Source organism: Sphingobium sp. TomTYG73, from assembly GCF_055394245.1.
The window spans coordinates 1507540-1521746 of sequence record NZ_AP027339.1 but is presented as its reverse complement, the minus strand read 5'-3'; the positions used below and the strand labels follow the sequence as shown (position 1 = coordinate 1521746).

13 protein-coding genes are annotated in these 14207 nt (G+C 63.5%); 3 read left to right on the top strand and 10 right to left on the bottom strand.

Features of this window, described 5'->3' with window-relative positions; genetic code table 11:
- Positions 1-50 precede the first annotated feature (50 nt).
- The 6 genes from ACZ5TH_RS07715 to ACZ5TH_RS07690 all read right to left on the bottom strand — a co-directional run bounded on the left by ACZ5TH_RS07715 (position 51) and on the right by ACZ5TH_RS07690 (position 6792).
- Entirely contained in the window at positions 51-305 is a 255-nt protein-coding gene (locus tag ACZ5TH_RS07715; protein ID WP_449473518.1) for an ATP synthase F1 subunit epsilon, read from the bottom strand.
- Positions 306-463: 158 nt separating this feature from the next.
- Positions 464-1909 (bottom strand): F0F1 ATP synthase subunit beta, encoded by a 1446-nt coding sequence (gene atpD, locus ACZ5TH_RS07710; RefSeq protein WP_449473516.1) that lies wholly within the window; start codon positions 1907-1909, stop codon positions 464-466.
- A 25-nt stretch (positions 1910-1934) separates the two neighbouring features.
- Complete coding sequence (locus tag ACZ5TH_RS07705; RefSeq protein WP_460986206.1) at positions 1935-2819, bottom strand: F0F1 ATP synthase subunit gamma; 885 nt, start codon at positions 2817-2819, stop codon at positions 1935-1937.
- Positions 2820-2956: 137 nt separating this feature from the next.
- The gene (gene atpA / locus ACZ5TH_RS07700) at positions 2957-4486 is read right to left on the bottom strand and encodes a F0F1 ATP synthase subunit alpha (protein ID WP_460986205.1); all 1530 of its coding nucleotides are present in this window, start codon (positions 4484-4486) and stop codon (positions 2957-2959) included.
- Between the two features lie 2 nt (positions 4487-4488).
- On the bottom strand, positions 4489-5043 hold the full coding sequence (locus ACZ5TH_RS07695; protein WP_460986204.1) for a F0F1 ATP synthase subunit delta: 555 nt from the start codon (positions 5041-5043) through the stop codon (positions 4489-4491).
- Between the two features lie 201 nt (positions 5044-5244).
- A complete protein-coding gene (locus tag ACZ5TH_RS07690) occupies positions 5245-6792 on the bottom strand; it encodes a S1C family serine protease (protein ID WP_464772614.1) in 1548 nt (515 codons plus the stop codon).
- 104 nt (positions 6793-6896) lie between these two features.
- Here ACZ5TH_RS07690 and ada point away from each other — a divergent pair, with 104 nt between their 5' ends.
- A complete protein-coding gene (ada, locus tag ACZ5TH_RS07685) occupies positions 6897-7961 on the top strand; it encodes a bifunctional DNA-binding transcriptional regulator/O6-methylguanine-DNA methyltransferase Ada (RefSeq protein ID WP_464793503.1) in 1065 nt (354 codons plus the stop codon).
- Between the two features lie 119 nt (positions 7962-8080).
- Here the strand turns inward: ada and ACZ5TH_RS07680 are convergent, their stop codons facing one another.
- From ACZ5TH_RS07680 to ACZ5TH_RS07670, 3 genes are read right to left on the bottom strand one after another with little or no spacing between them, the layout of a single operon-like run.
- Positions 8081-8251, bottom strand: coding sequence for a DUF1289 domain-containing protein (locus ACZ5TH_RS07680; protein ID WP_464793502.1), 171 nt, complete (start codon positions 8249-8251; stop codon positions 8081-8083).
- A gap of 14 nt (positions 8252-8265) precedes the next feature.
- A complete protein-coding gene (locus tag ACZ5TH_RS07675) occupies positions 8266-10437 on the bottom strand; it encodes a primosomal protein N' (protein ID WP_464793501.1) in 2172 nt (723 codons plus the stop codon).
- Positions 10438-10482: 45 nt separating this feature from the next.
- Positions 10483-11148 (bottom strand): DUF2490 domain-containing protein, encoded by a 666-nt coding sequence (locus ACZ5TH_RS07670; protein WP_460986200.1) that lies wholly within the window; start codon positions 11146-11148, stop codon positions 10483-10485.
- A gap of 138 nt (positions 11149-11286) precedes the next feature.
- Here ACZ5TH_RS07670 and fsa point away from each other — a divergent pair, with 138 nt between their 5' ends.
- Both fsa and ACZ5TH_RS07660 read left to right on the top strand, forming a co-directional pair.
- Entirely contained in the window at positions 11287-11940 is a 654-nt protein-coding gene (fsa, locus tag ACZ5TH_RS07665) for a fructose-6-phosphate aldolase (RefSeq protein ID WP_464793500.1), read from the top strand.
- 140 nt (positions 11941-12080) lie between these two features.
- Complete coding sequence (locus tag ACZ5TH_RS07660; protein WP_449473499.1) at positions 12081-12431, top strand: antibiotic biosynthesis monooxygenase family protein; 351 nt, start codon at positions 12081-12083, stop codon at positions 12429-12431.
- A 128-nt stretch (positions 12432-12559) separates the two neighbouring features.
- Here ACZ5TH_RS07660 and ACZ5TH_RS07655 read toward each other — a convergent pair whose 3' ends face one another.
- Complete coding sequence (locus tag ACZ5TH_RS07655) at positions 12560-14125, bottom strand: recombinase family protein (protein WP_464793499.1); 1566 nt, start codon at positions 14123-14125, stop codon at positions 12560-12562.
- Positions 14126-14207 lie beyond the last annotated feature (82 nt).

Below are 14207 nucleotides of genomic sequence, written 5' to 3'. Positions count from 1 at the left end.
CCTGTTGGGAGGCGGCCTTTTCAATTCACCGGCGGATTAGCTTTGGCGCGTCAGCCCGCATGCTCCGCGAGGACGGTCAGGCCCTTTTCATTGACTTCAGCGAAGCCGCCCTGGACGGGGATGATTTCGGGCGCGGCGCCCGCGCTGGCGAAGATCTGGATCGCGCCGTCGCGGACGGTGGACATGAACGGCGCGTGGCCTTCCAGCACGCCGAAGTCGCCATCGGTGCCGGGGACGACGACCTGATAGACTTCTTCCGAGCGGACGAGCTTTTCGGGGGTCACGAGTTCGAAATGCAGTGCCATCTGTAACTCTCCCCCCTCCCTTTCAAGGGAGGGGCAGGGGGTGGGTGCGGTTGCGTTAGCAATCGCCTGCAACGCTTCGGGATAGGTCGGGAGCTCGCTGCGCTCGCGGCCCACCCTTATATCCCCTCCCGCCTGCGGGAGGGGAAACATTTGGTAGCTTACGCTGCTTCCGCAGCCAGCTTCTTCGCCTTTTCGATGGCTTCGTCGATGCCGCCGACCATGTAGAAGGCGTTTTCGGGCAGGTGATCATATTCGCCTTCGACCACGGCCTTGAACGACTTCACCGTGTCTTCGATCTGGACGAACTTGCCCGAGATGCCGGTGAAGACTTCGGCGACGTGGAAGGGCTGCGACAGGAACTTCTGGATCTTGCGGGCGCGGGCGACGGTGAGCTTATCTTCTTCCGACAGCTCGTCCATGCCCAGGATCGCGATGATGTCCTGAAGCGACTTATACTTCTGCAGGATCGACTGGACAGCGCGAGCGGTGTCGTAATGCTCCTGGCCCACGGTGCGGGGTTCCAGAACGCGGCTGGTCGAGTCCAGCGGATCGACCGCCGGATAGATGCCGAGTTCCGAAATGGCGCGGTTGAGAACGGTGGTGGCGTCCAAGTGCGCGAAGGAGGTTGCAGGCGCCGGGTCGGTCAAATCGTCCGCGGGGACGTAAACGGCCTGAACCGAGGTGATGGAACCCTTGTTGGTCGAGGTGATGCGCTCCTGGAGAGCGCCCATGTCGGTCGACAGGGTCGGCTGATAGCCCACGGCCGAAGGAATACGGCCGAGCAGAGCCGACACTTCCGCGCCTGCCTGGGTGAAGCGGAAGATGTTGTCGACGAAGAACAGCACGTCCTGGCCTTCCTGGTCGCGGAAATATTCCGCGATGGTGAGGCCTGACAGGGCGACGCGTGCACGGGCGCCCGGGGGCTCGTTCATCTGGCCGTAAACCAGCGCCACCTTAGAACCTTCGCTGATGGCGTTGCCATCGGCGTCCTTGGCGATAACGCCAGCGTCGAGGAATTCGTGATAAAGGTCGTTGCCCTCGCGGGTCCGTTCACCGACGCCCGCGAAGACCGAGGTGCCGCCATGGCCCTTCGCGATGTTGTTGATCAGTTCCTGGATGAGGACGGTCTTGCCGACGCCCGCGCCGCCGAACAGGCCGATCTTGCCGCCCTTCGCGTAAGGGGCAAGAAGGTCGATGACCTTGATGCCGGTGACAAGGATCGAGCTTTCCGTCGACTGATCGACGAACTCGGGAGCCTTGGCGTGGATCGGTGCGGTCAGCGTGGTCGCGACCGGGCCGCGTTCGTCGATCGGCTCGCCAACGACGTTCAGGATGCGGCCGAGCGTGGCCGGGCCGACGGGAACGCTGATCTGCGCGCCGGTGTCGGTCACTTCCTGACCGCGGGTCAGACCCTCGGTCGAGTCCATCGCGATGGTGCGGACGGTGTTTTCACCCAGATGCTGGGCGACTTCCAGAACAAGGCGGTTGCCGTTGTTGCTGGTTTCCAGCGCCGAGAGAATTGCGGGGAGTGCATCGGGGAAGGTCACGTCGACGACAGCGCCGATGACCTGCGAAATGCGGCCTACATTGTTGGTGGTTGCCATGACTGCTTCCTTGCGTGCGTGATCTTTAAAGGGCTTCTGCGCCCGAGATGATTTCGACCAGTTCGGTGGTGATCGCGGCCTGGCGGCTACGGTTGTACTGAATGGTCAGCTTGTTGATGAGGTCGCCTGCGTTGCGGGTCGCATTGTCCATGGCGGTCATCGATGCGCCCTGTTCGGACGCGTTGTTTTCCAGCAGCGCCTTGAAAATCTGCACCGTGATGTTGCGCGGCAGCAGGTCGTCGAGGATCGCTTCTTCGCTCGGTTCATATTCGACCGTCGCGGGGATGGCGTTGCGATCCGCGTCTTCGGGGATCTTGACCGGGATGATCTGCTGCTCCGTCGGGATCTGGGCGAGGGCCGACTTGAAGCGCGAGAAGAAGAGGTGCGCTACGTCGAACTTGCCGTTCAGATACATGTCGGTCAGCTCATGCGCGATCGCTTCGGCCTGAGCGTAGCCCGGTTCCTTCGCGCCGGTCGTCTCGAACTGCGCGACGATCATGCCGGGGAAGGTGCGGTTGATGACCGGACGACCCTTGCGGCCGATCAGGTAGAAGCGCACGGTCTTGCCCTGCTGGATCAGCTCGTCCGCCTTGGCGCGAGCCGCCTTGACGATGTTCGCGTTGAACGCACCCGCAAGGCCACGGTCGGAGTTGGCGACGACCAGCAGATGGACGTCATCCTTGCCGGTGCCAGCGAGCAGCGGCGAAGCGCCTTCGCCGGAGCCGCCCGCGATCTTCGACGCGAGGCTGGCGACGACGGCTTCCAGACGGCTGGAATAGGGGCGCGCGGCTTCGGCGGCAGCCTGCGCCTTGCGCAGCTTCGCGGCGGCGACCATCTGCTTCGCCTTGGTGATCTTCTGGGTCGATTTAACCGACCCGATGCGGATCTTCAGTTCCTTGAGGCTGGCCATATACCGTCTCGTTTAATCCTGTTCCGTCATGCCAGCGAAGGCTGGCATCTCAGGCCGTCAGGTCGGACCTATCCGGCCTGAGACCCCAGCGTTGACCTTCGGTCGCCCTTCGGGTCGCTGGGGTGACGGCTTATGTTTTAGGCGAAGGTCTTGCCGAAGCTGTCGAGCGCGGCCTTCAGCTTGGCCTTGGGCTCGTCGCCCAGGTCCTTGCTGTCGCGGATCGCGGCGAGCACGTCGGCATGGTCGTGACGCAGGTAGGCGAGCATCAGCTCTTCATAACGCGTCACGTCCTTGACGGCGACGCTGTCGAGATAGCCGTTGGTGCCAGCGAAGATCGACGCGGTCTGTTCTTCGAACGGCAGCGGCGAGAACTGGGCCTGCTTCAGCAGTTCGGTCAGGCGCGCGCCACGGTTCAGCAGCTTCTGGGTCGAAGCGTCGAGGTCCGAACCGAACTGGGCGAAGGCCGCCATTTCGCGATACTGCGCCAGCTCCAGCTTGATCGAGCCCGACACCTTCTTCATCGCCTTGGTCTGCGCGGCGGAGCCGACGCGCGACACCGAGAGGCCCACGTTAATGGCCGGACGGATGCCCTGGTAGAAGAGGTTGGTTTCGAGGAAGATCTGGCCGTCGGTGATCGAAATCACGTTGGTCGGGATGTAGGCCGACACGTCGCCGGCCTGCGTCTCGATGATCGGCAGTGCGGTCAGCGAGCCATTGCCATTGGCGTCGTTCATCTTCGCAGCGCGTTCCAGCAGGCGGCTGTGCAGATAGAAAACGTCGCCGGGATAGGCTTCGCGGCCCGGAGGACGACGCAGCAGCAGCGACATCTGACGATAGGCGACGGCCTGCTTGGACAGATCGTCATAGACGATCACGGCGTGCATGCCGTTGTCGCGGAAGAACTCGCCCATGGTGACGCCGGTATAGGGCGCCAGATACTGGAGCGGGGCGGGTTCCGAAGCGGTCGCGGCGACGACGATCGAATATTCCATCGCGCCATTTTCTTCGAGCTGCTTGACGATCTGCGCGACGGTCGAGCGCTTCTGGCCGATGGCGACGTAGATGCAGTAGAGCTTCTTGCCCTCGTCGTCGCCCGCGTTGATGCCCTTCTGGTTGATGAAGGTATCGATCGCGACGGCGGTCTTGCCGGTCTGACGGTCGCCGATGATGAGTTCGCGCTGGCCACGGCCGACGGGGACGAGGGCGTCGATCGCCTTCAGGCCGGTCTGCACGGGCTCGTGCACCGACTTGCGGGGGATGATGCCCGGCGCCTTGACTTCAACGCGCTTGCGCTCGGTATACTGGATCGGGCCCTTGCCATCGATGGGGTTGCCGAGGCCGTCGACCACGCGACCCAGCAGACCCTTGCCGACCGGAACGTCGACGATGGTGCCGGTACGCTTGACGGTGTCGCCTTCCTTGATTTCGGCGTCCGAGCCGAAGATCACGACGCCAACATTGTCGGCTTCGAGGTTGAGCGCCATGCCCTGCACGCCATTGGCGAACTCGACCATTTCGCCCGCCTGGACGTTGTCGAGGCCATGGACGCGGGCGATGCCGTCACCCACGGTCAGCACGGAACCGACTTCGCTCACCTGCGCTTCGGTGCCGAAATTGGCGATCTGGTCCTTGATGACCTTCGAAATTTCTGCGGCGTTGATATCCATGTTCAGCCTTTCATCGCCTGGGCGAGACTATTCAAACGGGTGCGGATGGAGGAATCGATCATCTGGCTGCCGATCTTTACGACCAGCCCGCCCAGGATCGCGGGATCGACCTTGGCTTCGAGCGCGACGTCGCGGCCGACGCGGGTGCGGAGGTTTTGCGCAAGCGCGGTGATCTGGTTCGAATCGAGCGGATGCGCGCTGGTCACTTCCGCGCGGACCTCGCCCTTGTGATTCGACAGTAGCGTTTCATAGGCGCGGATGACGGCGGGCAGCTGCGACAGGCGGCGGTTCGCGGCGAGGACGCCAAGGAACTTCGTCGTCAGCGCGTCGATGCCGATGGATGCTGCGACCGCTGCGATCGTCTTTCCAGACGCGTCGCGGCTCAGCACGGGATTGTTGATGAGGCTTTTGAAATCAGCCGATTCGGCGATCGCCGCCTTGATCGCACCGAGGCTGGCCGCCACGGTGTCGAGGGCGTTGCCGTCGCGGGCCAGATCGAACAGCGCAAGCGCGTAGCGTCCGCTGAGGCTAGCCTGAATGCCGCCGGTAGTCTCCACGCGCTTACCGTCCTCCAATTTCTGTCACTGGCACTTGATTTGCCGGTCATGCGAAAAGAGGGGCGCGGTCTTATCCGTCCCGATCCCCTGTTGCCCGGCCGGTTAGCAGCGGCTTTATGACTATGCAAGTCATGGAACGCGATTCCGTCGCAAGGATGGAATGGAGACGATTAGGCGGCGCTTTCCGCCGCGCGATTTTGATCAGTTTGCGGGGTCGGGGGGAGCGAGGCGGCCCTTGCGGCAATGATAGACCAGGCGTTCGTTGGGTTGCGCGGGCAGCAGGGAGGCAAGATCGCTTCGCAGGGCGGCGATCCGGGCGAGCAGATCGGGATCGGTCCCGCACGCCTTGATCGGGCCGTCCTTCAACAAGGCGCGAGCCTTGCCCATCGCATCGCCATCCGGCAGCCAGCGCTGGACGCGTAAGGTGCCCGTTGCCGGGTCGAAGCGGCTGACGGTGATGAAGTTGCCCGAATCCGGGACGGCGGCGCGTTCCCATTCATTGCCTGCGCTGACATATTGGCTGTTGCCGTTGGCGCAGCCGGTGCCGGTCCAGTTGAAGGAGATGTCGTTGGCCTCCGACACGGTGAGGCGACTGCGGTTGAGGTCGATCGCGCAGACATTGTCGCCTTCCCATGCATAGGCATGGTTGCCCGCCACCCTGCCGTCGTCGGGCAGTTTCACGCGCTCATCCACGCTGGAGAAGCTCGGCCGCAGCAGGAACAGCGCGACGGCGCCCAACAGCAAGAGGCCGCCGCCCGCCAGCGACCATGTTGCGCGGCGTTCGCGGCCCTGGCTGTAGAAGAGGCCGCCCGCGCCGAGCCCAAGCACCGCTAGCGCCAGAAGCACGGCGGCGCCCGCCATCGCATTTTCGCGGCCAGAGATGACTTCGCGTTCCGCCGCATCGCGCGCCTTGCCCAGCGCGGCTTCGCGCGCGTCGGCCCGGGCGCGTTCCGACTGTTCGCTTTGCTGCGCCGCGCGCTGGGTGAGCGCGGCGTCTGCGGCGTCGGCTTCGGCCATGGAGCGGCAGGGAACGACGGTACGCAGGGATGAAACACCTGCCTGCCGGAGGAAAGACGCGATTTCGCGCCAGGACACGGCGAAACCGAACTCCGCGTCATTGCCGTCCGAGATGGACCCGAAGCTGTTGACGCCCAGCACCCGGCCGCAATCATCGACGAGCGGGCCGCCGCTGTTCCCGGCGGCGAGCGGCGCGGTGTGGAGGATGGTATCGAAACTGTGGCTCGATCGGCCCGACGACACGTTGCCGCTGGTCTTTACCGTGCCGAGCGGCTCCACCATTTCCTTGAGGCCAAGGCCCTGCGCCCGATCGACCGTGCCGGGATAGCCGATCGCGGTCACATGCTGCCCATCGCTGACGGCGCCCGCGTAGAAGGTGCTGACCGGCAGGTGGCCTTCCTCAAGCTGGATGAGCGCGAGGTCGTTGCCGGGCGAGTAGGCGATGACGCGGCCGCCGTAGCTTTTGCGGCCTTCTGAAGGGACGACGCCGATGACGAGGTTTTTTTCCTCGCGGGTCAGTTCGACGACATGGGCGTTGGTCAGCACCTTGTCTGGCGCGACCGCAAAGCCGCTGCCATGGCCGACGAAATAGGCCTCACTGCCGTCCGTCGCCACGATGGCGATGCGGACAACACCGCGCGCGGCGGCGGCGATGTCCTGCTGTTCGGCGCGCGCTGTCGCGGGCAGGGCGAGGGCGAGCAAGATGCAGAGGCGGCGGAAGAATTCGACCATGATGCGGCGCATTCATATGGTAAAGTCTGGCTGAGGCAATCGGGAAATGCTTTGGGCGCAAGAGGCGGGAAGGCTGGCCCGGTCGCGCCTGTTATCCCATATGCATGAACCAGATGACCGAAGTTTCCGCCTCGACGCCGCTGCCGATGGATGACGATGCCTGCTGGAACGCGTTCCTGCGGCGTGATCGGGACGTGGATGGGCGGTTTGTGGGCGCGGTGCTGACCACCGGCATATATTGCAAGCCAAGCTGCGCGGCGCGGCATCCCCGGCGGGAGAATATGATCTTCTTGCCCGATCCTGCTTCGGCGAGGGCGGCGGGCTTTCGCGCCTGTCTGCGTTGTCGGCCGGATGAGGTTGGCCGGGATCGGTTGGCGGTTGAGGCGGCCAAGGCCTTCATTGCTGGGTGCGATGCGGTGCCCTCGTTGGAGGAGGTCGCAGCGCATGCGGGCTATGCGCCGCATCATTTCCATCGGCTATTCAAGCGGGATACGGGCCTGACGCCTGCTGCTTATGCTCGATCGCTGCGGGCTGAGCGGTTGAAGGCGGCTTTGGAGGGAGGAGGGAGCGTGACCAGCGCGATCTATGACGCGGGCTATAATGCGCCGAGCCGGGCCTATGCCGATGCGGATCGGCATTTGGGCATGACGCCGAGTGCGTGGAAGGATGGCGGGCGCGGCGTTGCGATCCGATACGTTGTGGTGGGGTCGAGTCTTGGGCCTGTGCTGGTGGCGGCGACGGCCAAGGGGCTCTGCCGGATCAGCTTTGATGAGGATGAGGGTGATCTGCGGCGGCGCTTTCCCAAGGCGGAAATCGTGCCGGGAGATGCGGCGCTGGAAGCGTTGGCGGGGCAGGTGGTGCGGTTGATCGAGAATCCGGCTGAGCCTTTGGATTTGCCGATGGATGTGAATGGCACGGCTTTCCAGCAGGCGGTCTGGGCGGCGTTGAGGGCGATTCCGGCGGGAGAGACGCGGAGCTATGGCGAGATCGCGGCGGCGATTGGGCGGCCGGGGGCAGTGCGGGCTGCGGGGACGGCTTGTGGGGATAATGGGTTGGCTGTGATTATTCCCTGCCATCGGGTGTTGCGGAGTGATGGTAGCCTTGGCGGATATGCCTATGGGTTGGAGCGGAAAAAGGCTTTGTTGGAGCGGGAGCGTGGGGGCGAGTGAAGACGTGTAGCGGACTTACTTCTCCCCTCCCGCAGGCGGGAGGGGCCGGGGGTGGGGCTGCAACATTGGCGGTGTTCATCAAAGGCTAGTCATGGAGCTCGCTTTGCTTGCGCCCACCCCTAGCCCCTCCCGCCTGCGGGAGGGGAATGGTTTAATTGCTCCATGATCGCGCGGCGCTCCGCTTCGCTCATGCCGCGCCAGCGGGCGATTTCCTGAACCGTCCGGCCGCAGCCGGTGCAGATGCGGCCTGCCTTGTCCAGCTTGCAGATGTTTATGCAGGGGCTTTCCATGGGCGTTCAGGCCATCACATGAAGCTGTAGGGATCGACGTCCACCGCGACCCGCGTCCCTGATTTCCAGGTGACATTGTCCAGCCATTCGCGGATCGCCGCCTGTACATCAATCTGGCGGTTGGCGTGGATCAGCAGGCGATGGCGGTGGCGGCCGCGCAGGACGGAGAGCGGCGCGGGCGCAGGGCCGTAAACGCGCATGCCGTCGATCAGCGGGGCGGACTTGCCGATCAGACGGGCGACCTGCGCGGCTTCATCGGCATCCTCGCTGGAGACGATGATCGCGGCGAAGCGGCCGAAGGGCGGGGCATTGGCGCGGCGGCGGTTCTCTGTCTCCACCTCATAGAAGCGTTCCGAATCGCCTGCGATGAGGGCCTTGATGACTTCTGATTCGGGCATGCGGGTCTGGATGAAGACTCGGCCCGGTTTCTGCCCCCGGCCTGCCCGGCCCGCGACCTGGACGATTTGCTGGAAGGTGCGTTCGGACGCGCGGAGGTCGCCGCCTTCGAGGCCGAGGTCGGCGTCGATCACCCCCACCAGCGTCAGGTTGGGGAAGTGATAGCCCTTCGTCACCAACTGGGTGCCGATGATGATGTCGACCGCGCCTGCTTCGACCGACTTCACGAACTCGGCAGCTTTGGCTGGCGACCAGAGCGTGTCGGAAGTGACGATGGCAATGCGCGCCTGCGGCCAGAGCGCCTTTACCTCGTCCGCAATGCGCTCCACGCCGGGGCCACAGGCGACGAGGCTGTCCTCCTCCTTGCAGTCCGGGCAGAAGCGGGGGGAGGGGATGACATGGCCGCAATGATGGCAGGCGAGGCGCTTGGTCAGTCGATGTTCGACCATCCAGGCGGTGCAGTTGGGGCATTGGAAGCGATAGCCGCAATGGCGGCAGAGGGTGAGCGGCGCATAGCCCCTGCGGTTGAGGAAGAGGAGGCTTTGTTCGCCCTTCTCCATCGTTTCATCGATCGCGCGGATGAGGGGCGGCGCGATCCAGCGTCCGCGTTCTGGTGGATCGGTGAGGAGGTTGATGCCCTCTATGCCAGGCATTTCCGCGCCGCCGAAACGGGAGGGCAGCTTGATTTCGCGATAGCGGCCAAGTTCGACCTGATGCCGCGTTTCGATGGCCGGTGTGGCCGATGCGAGGATGACGGGGAATTTTTCCATGAGGCCGCGCATCACCGCCACGTCGCGGGCGTGGTAGTGGACGCCGTCTTCCTGCTTGAAACTTGCCTCATGCGCTTCATCGACGACGATGAGGCCGAGATTGGGATAGGGCAGGAATAGCGCGGATCGTGCGCCGACCACGACCGCGGCTTCGCCTGCCGCGATGGCGCGCCAGGCGCGGCGGCGTTCGGATTGGCGCAGGCCGCTGTGCCAGCTGATGGGGACGGTGCCGAAGCGCTTTTCGAAGCGTTCGAGGAAGGGTTCGGTCAGGGCGATTTCGGGCAGGAGTACCAGCACTTGCCGTCCTTCGCGGATGGCTGCGGCGATGGCTTCGAAATAGACTTCGGTCTTGCCGGAGCCAGTGACGCCGTCGAGCAGGAAAGGGGCGAAGTCGCGCTGGCGTACTGCGTCCACGAACTCGGTCGCGGCGCTTGCTTGGCCATCGGACAATTGGGGCGGCGCATGGTCGGGGTCGGGCCGGGGGAAGGGCGTGTCGATGCTCACTTCCACCGCCTCGAAGGCGCCTGCCTTTACGAGACCACGGATGACGGCGTCGCTGACACCGCCGATCAGCGCCAGTTCGCGGATCAGGCCCTGCCGATCGCCGATGCGCTCCATGGCCTGGGCGCGCTGTTCGGTCATGCGGTCCGGCAGGTCGCCGGTGGCGCGATATTCGATGATGGTGCGCGCGCCTTCCAGCGCCGACATGGATGCCAGCGTCATGCGCAGGACCGAGGCGATGGGGGCGAGATAATAGTCCGCCGTCCATTCGATCAGGCGGCGGAGGGTTTCGGGGATCGGCGGCGCGTCCACGGGTCCCACGATGTTGCGCAGGCGGTTGTCGCCAACGCTTTCGACTTCGGGGAAGCTGTCCTCATCCCACACCACGCCGATAATCTGCCGTGGGCCGAGTGGCGCTACGATGATGCTGCCCGGCTGCGCGTTCATGCCATGGGGCACGCGATAGTCGAGCGGCCCAAGGGCGGCGTTCAGCAGGATGACACGGGCGCGCGAACTCATCCGCCCCTCCCTATCGTCTGGGGGGCGGGAGGCAAGGCGGCGCGTTCAGATTTTCCAGTTGAGCGTCAGCCAGGGGACATGGGCGACCGCGTCGGGCCGGTCGTCGCGGAAGGTCTGCTGGCGCATATAGAGTGCCTGGATATCGATGGACTTGCCGAGCGCGTGGCGCAGCCCGGCTTGCTGGCGCATGACGGCAAGGCCGGTCTTGTCGCTCGGCTTGGCCCGGTTCAGGTGGAAGAAGAGCTCGCCTGCTGCGACCAGCGTCCATTTTTTCGCGGCGTCCAGTGGAATGGAGGCCTGCACTCGCTGCCGTAGCCGCCAGCTTGCTTCGTCAGTCGTGTCGAAGAAGCGCTGCTCCAGCCGGGTGCGGCTTTGCCAGATGCCGTGGGTGAGGGTCAACTGCTGGAACGTGCGCAATTCCTGTTCAGGACCGGAATGGAAGAAGGCCAAGCCGCCGCCGATCTGGACATCTTTAGCAAGCGCATGATCTAGCGCGATGCGGGCGAGTTGCTGTTCGCCGCCCGATTCATCGCGACGGAAGCGGTGGCCGATGTCGATCAGGACGATGTTGTGAGGGCTGGCCTTCATCGTTGCCGATGCGCCGAGCCATAGCTGCGTTTCCTCTTCGGCCGCCTGCGCAGCGGGGCTGAAGGCGAGTAAAATGAGCGCGAGCGCTGCCAGAGCGCTGCGGCCGGGCGTGGGGACGGGCATGCGGTATCCTTGGAACGGTGTAGCGCTCATAATGTTACCGACCTGTTTCCGTAAAGCCCGCCGCTGGCAATAATGGCTAAACCGGCGATCAGCCGCTAAAGGGGAGCCGATTCGCACATCCCGCCCCGGAGCAGACCCATGAAGTTCTTCGTCGATACCGCCGACACCAACGAAATCCGCGACCTTGCCGCGACTGGCCTGCTGGACGGCGTGACGACCAATCCGTCGCTGATCCACAAATCAGGCCGCAAGTTCATGGAAGTGGTCGAGGAAATCTGCGGCATCGTCGATGGCCCCGTTTCCGCCGAAGTCGTCGCACTCGACCATGAGACGATGATGAAGGAAGCCGCCGTGCTGCGGAAGATCGCGGACAATGTCTGCATCAAGGTGCCGCTGACCATCGATGGCCTCAAGACCTGCAAGGCGCTGACCAGCGATGGCGTGATGGTGAACGTCACGCTGTGCTTTTCGGCCAATCAGGCGCTGCTGGCGGCCAAGGCGGGCGCGAGCTTCATCTCGCCCTTCGTCGGACGGCATGACGATAACGGCTTGGATGGCATGAGGCTGATCGAGGATATCCGCCTGATCTACGACAATTATGCGTTCGATACCGAGATTCTGGTGGCAAGCGTTCGGCATCCTATCCATGTGCTGGAAAGCGCGAAGATCGGCGCCGACGTGATGACCGCGCCGCCTTCGGTGATCAAGGCGCTGTTCAACCACGTGTTGACCGACAAGGGAATTGCGGGCTTCCTGGCGGACTGGGAGAAGACCGGGCAGTCGGTTCTCTGATCTGGGAGCGAGGTGTTCCTGCGCATGCAGGAACCTAGTCCCGCCGCTTGAACTGGGCTCCTGCCTGCGCAGGAGCACGGTGGATTTAAGTCGCAACCTCTTGTCCGCTGCATCATTCTCTCCTGTAAAGGAGAGGTGCGATGTTCGTCGCGGTCTATTGGTGGCGGGTGCATCCGGGAAAAGAAGATCAGTTCCGCGCGGCATGGCGGCGCGGAACTGACCTGATCCGCGAAAAATATGGCAGCTTCGGTTCACGGCTCCACCGGGATGCCGATGGGCGCTTTGTCGGCTATGCGGAGTGGCCGGACGAGGAGACCTGGCGCGCGGCGTTCGACCAGAAGATGGTCTATGATGAGCCGGAAACCCGAGCCGCCTTTGTCGATGCGATCGCGGAAGTGCCGCCTGATGCGGATCCAATCTTCACCATGACGGTGACCGACGACCTGCTGATGCGGGCGCGGCCACAAGACAGTCCGCTCGATGGCGAATAGGAACGGCTTGGATTTTGGCTGGGGATTCCTGGCCGCGGCGATCCTCATTGCCGGGCTGCTGATGCTGTTGTTCGGATGGCGCTTGTAGGGAAGATGGCGACCCCGAAGCGTTGCCCACGATAAGATAACTAGAAGGACTGCTTTGCTAGATTGATGATTTTGGCCATGCGGCCGGTGACTTGGATATCGACGCCTCGGCGCTCTGCCTTGGGCGTCAGGATGATCGATTCGATCATTTCGCGGATTGCGTTGGCCGCTCGCTCGCGGGCTATGCCTTCGGAGGCTAGGGCGGTGTCCAGTTCGCCAACGAAGGCGCGGTAGCGGTCGCCCAAATCCTGTGACAATTCGATCGGGGCGTCGGCTTCCAAGCTTGCCAATCGGTGCTCAATGTCGCGTAGCTCCTTTCTTGCGGTATGAAGGCGTTCCTTGACCTCCTGAAATTCTCCGGCGCCATCCGCGATGGCATCGACCAAGCGAGTTATGCGTGAGCGGAGGTCGGCCGCTTTGCTTTCCAGAGGCGTGCGATTGACTTTGGCTTCGCTCTGGCGTGCCCGGATACCGGCATTGTAGCGTGCCACGAACAGGGTGACGGCTTCCGGGTTAAGAAGGATTTCCTTCAGTTGGCCCAGAACGCCATGTTCGTAGTGGCGCGTCGATATGGAACGGGTGTTGGTGCAGTCGCCTTGCGCCTTATGGACGGAGCAACCCCACCGTTCGCGGCCGATGACGGTCCAGAGGCCGTTGCATTCGCCGCACCGGCCAAGCATCGAAAGCAGGCGCTTGGGACGACGTTCCAGCTTTCTGATGTTGCCGTCGAACTCCAAATAGCGGGTTTCGATCTGCGCCCATTGCTCATCGGTGACGATGCGAAGGTGGGGGACATCGACCGAACGCCATTCGCTTAGCGGATTGGAGCGGAGAATGCGGCGGCGCGTCTTGGGGTGGTAAAGTTTGCGGAAGCGGCCATAGATCATGATGCCGCGATAGAGATTGTTCCGCAGGATTCCGTTTGCCCGCGCTCGGCCACCATGGATGACACTGACGCGCCAGTGTTCGCCTCTGGGCGCGGGGATGCCTTCATCGTTCAAGGCTTTGACGATCGCGCGAGCGGGCACCCCTGCGATCGTTTCATCAAAGATGCGGCGGATTATCTTCGCCTCGTCCTCGTTCACCTCCAGAATGCCGCGTATGATTTCGCCGTCGTCACCGATTGGCTTCAAGACGCGGTAGCCGTAGGCGCGACCGCCAGCATTGAAGCCACGGCTATGCTGACCACGCTGGCCGCGCCGGACGCGATCGGCCAAATCCTTGAGGAAGCGGGCATCCATCAGTCCCTTGATGGTGCCGGTGATTTCGTCAACATGGCCGTCCGCCAGCGTGAAAAGCCGCGTGCCATAATGTTCAAGGTGCTCGCGGACGGCATGGGCGTCACCGATGTGGCGAGCCACGCGGTCGGTCGATTCGGCTAGCACTTGATCAACGTCGCCGCGCTCGATTCGGGTGAGCATCGCGTTAAGGCCGGGGCGCTGCATTTCGTTGATGCCAGCGCGACCGCTAATTTCCTCGTCGGAGAAAATGTCGATTACCTGCCAGCCTTCGCGACCTGCATGCTCGCGCAGGGACGAAAGCTGGTCGGCCGTTGAAAGCGGATTTTGAAGGTCCGAGGAAAAGCGGGCGTAGAGAATTGTCCGCATTGATCAGTTCGCGCTCTTTACGTTTGTCATTGCGGCTTTGGATTTGCGCGGCTTCGTCGCCGCGAACATGGCGATCTGACGC

What these genes read in the sequence shown, in the direction of transcription:
- ACZ5TH_RS07680 (WP_464793502.1), bottom strand. Translation starts at nt 8,251, where the DNA reads ATGGAAAGCCCCTGCATAAACATCTGCAAGCTGGACAAGGCAGGCCGC.
- ACZ5TH_RS07705 (WP_460986206.1), bottom strand. Translation starts at nt 2,819, where the DNA reads ATGGCCAGCCTCAAGGAACTGAAGATCCGCATCGGGTCGGTTAAATCG.
- ada (WP_464793503.1), top strand. Translation starts at nt 6,897, where the DNA reads ATGAACCAGATGACCGAAGTTTCCGCCTCGACGCCGCTGCCGATGGAT.
- ACZ5TH_RS07675 (WP_464793501.1), bottom strand. Translation starts at nt 10,437, where the DNA reads ATGAGTTCGCGCGCCCGTGTCATCCTGCTGAACGCCGCCCTTGGGCCG.
- ACZ5TH_RS07660 (WP_449473499.1), top strand. Translation starts at nt 12,081, where the DNA reads ATGTTCGTCGCGGTCTATTGGTGGCGGGTGCATCCGGGAAAAGAAGAT.
- atpD (WP_449473516.1), bottom strand. Translation starts at nt 1,909, where the DNA reads ATGGCAACCACCAACAATGTAGGCCGCATTTCGCAGGTCATCGGCGCT.
- ACZ5TH_RS07670 (WP_460986200.1), bottom strand. Translation starts at nt 11,148, where the DNA reads ATGCCCGTCCCCACGCCCGGCCGCAGCGCTCTGGCAGCGCTCGCGCTC.
- ACZ5TH_RS07690 (WP_464772614.1), bottom strand. Translation starts at nt 6,792, where the DNA reads ATGGTCGAATTCTTCCGCCGCCTCTGCATCTTGCTCGCCCTCGCCCTG.
- atpA (WP_460986205.1), bottom strand. Translation starts at nt 4,486, where the DNA reads ATGGATATCAACGCCGCAGAAATTTCGAAGGTCATCAAGGACCAGATC.
- ACZ5TH_RS07655 (WP_464793499.1), bottom strand. Translation starts at nt 14,125, where the DNA reads ATGCGGACAATTCTCTACGCCCGCTTTTCCTCGGACCTTCAAAATCCG.
- ACZ5TH_RS07715 (WP_449473518.1), bottom strand. Translation starts at nt 305, where the DNA reads ATGGCACTGCATTTCGAACTCGTGACCCCCGAAAAGCTCGTCCGCTCG.
- fsa (WP_464793500.1), top strand. Translation starts at nt 11,287, where the DNA reads ATGAAGTTCTTCGTCGATACCGCCGACACCAACGAAATCCGCGACCTT.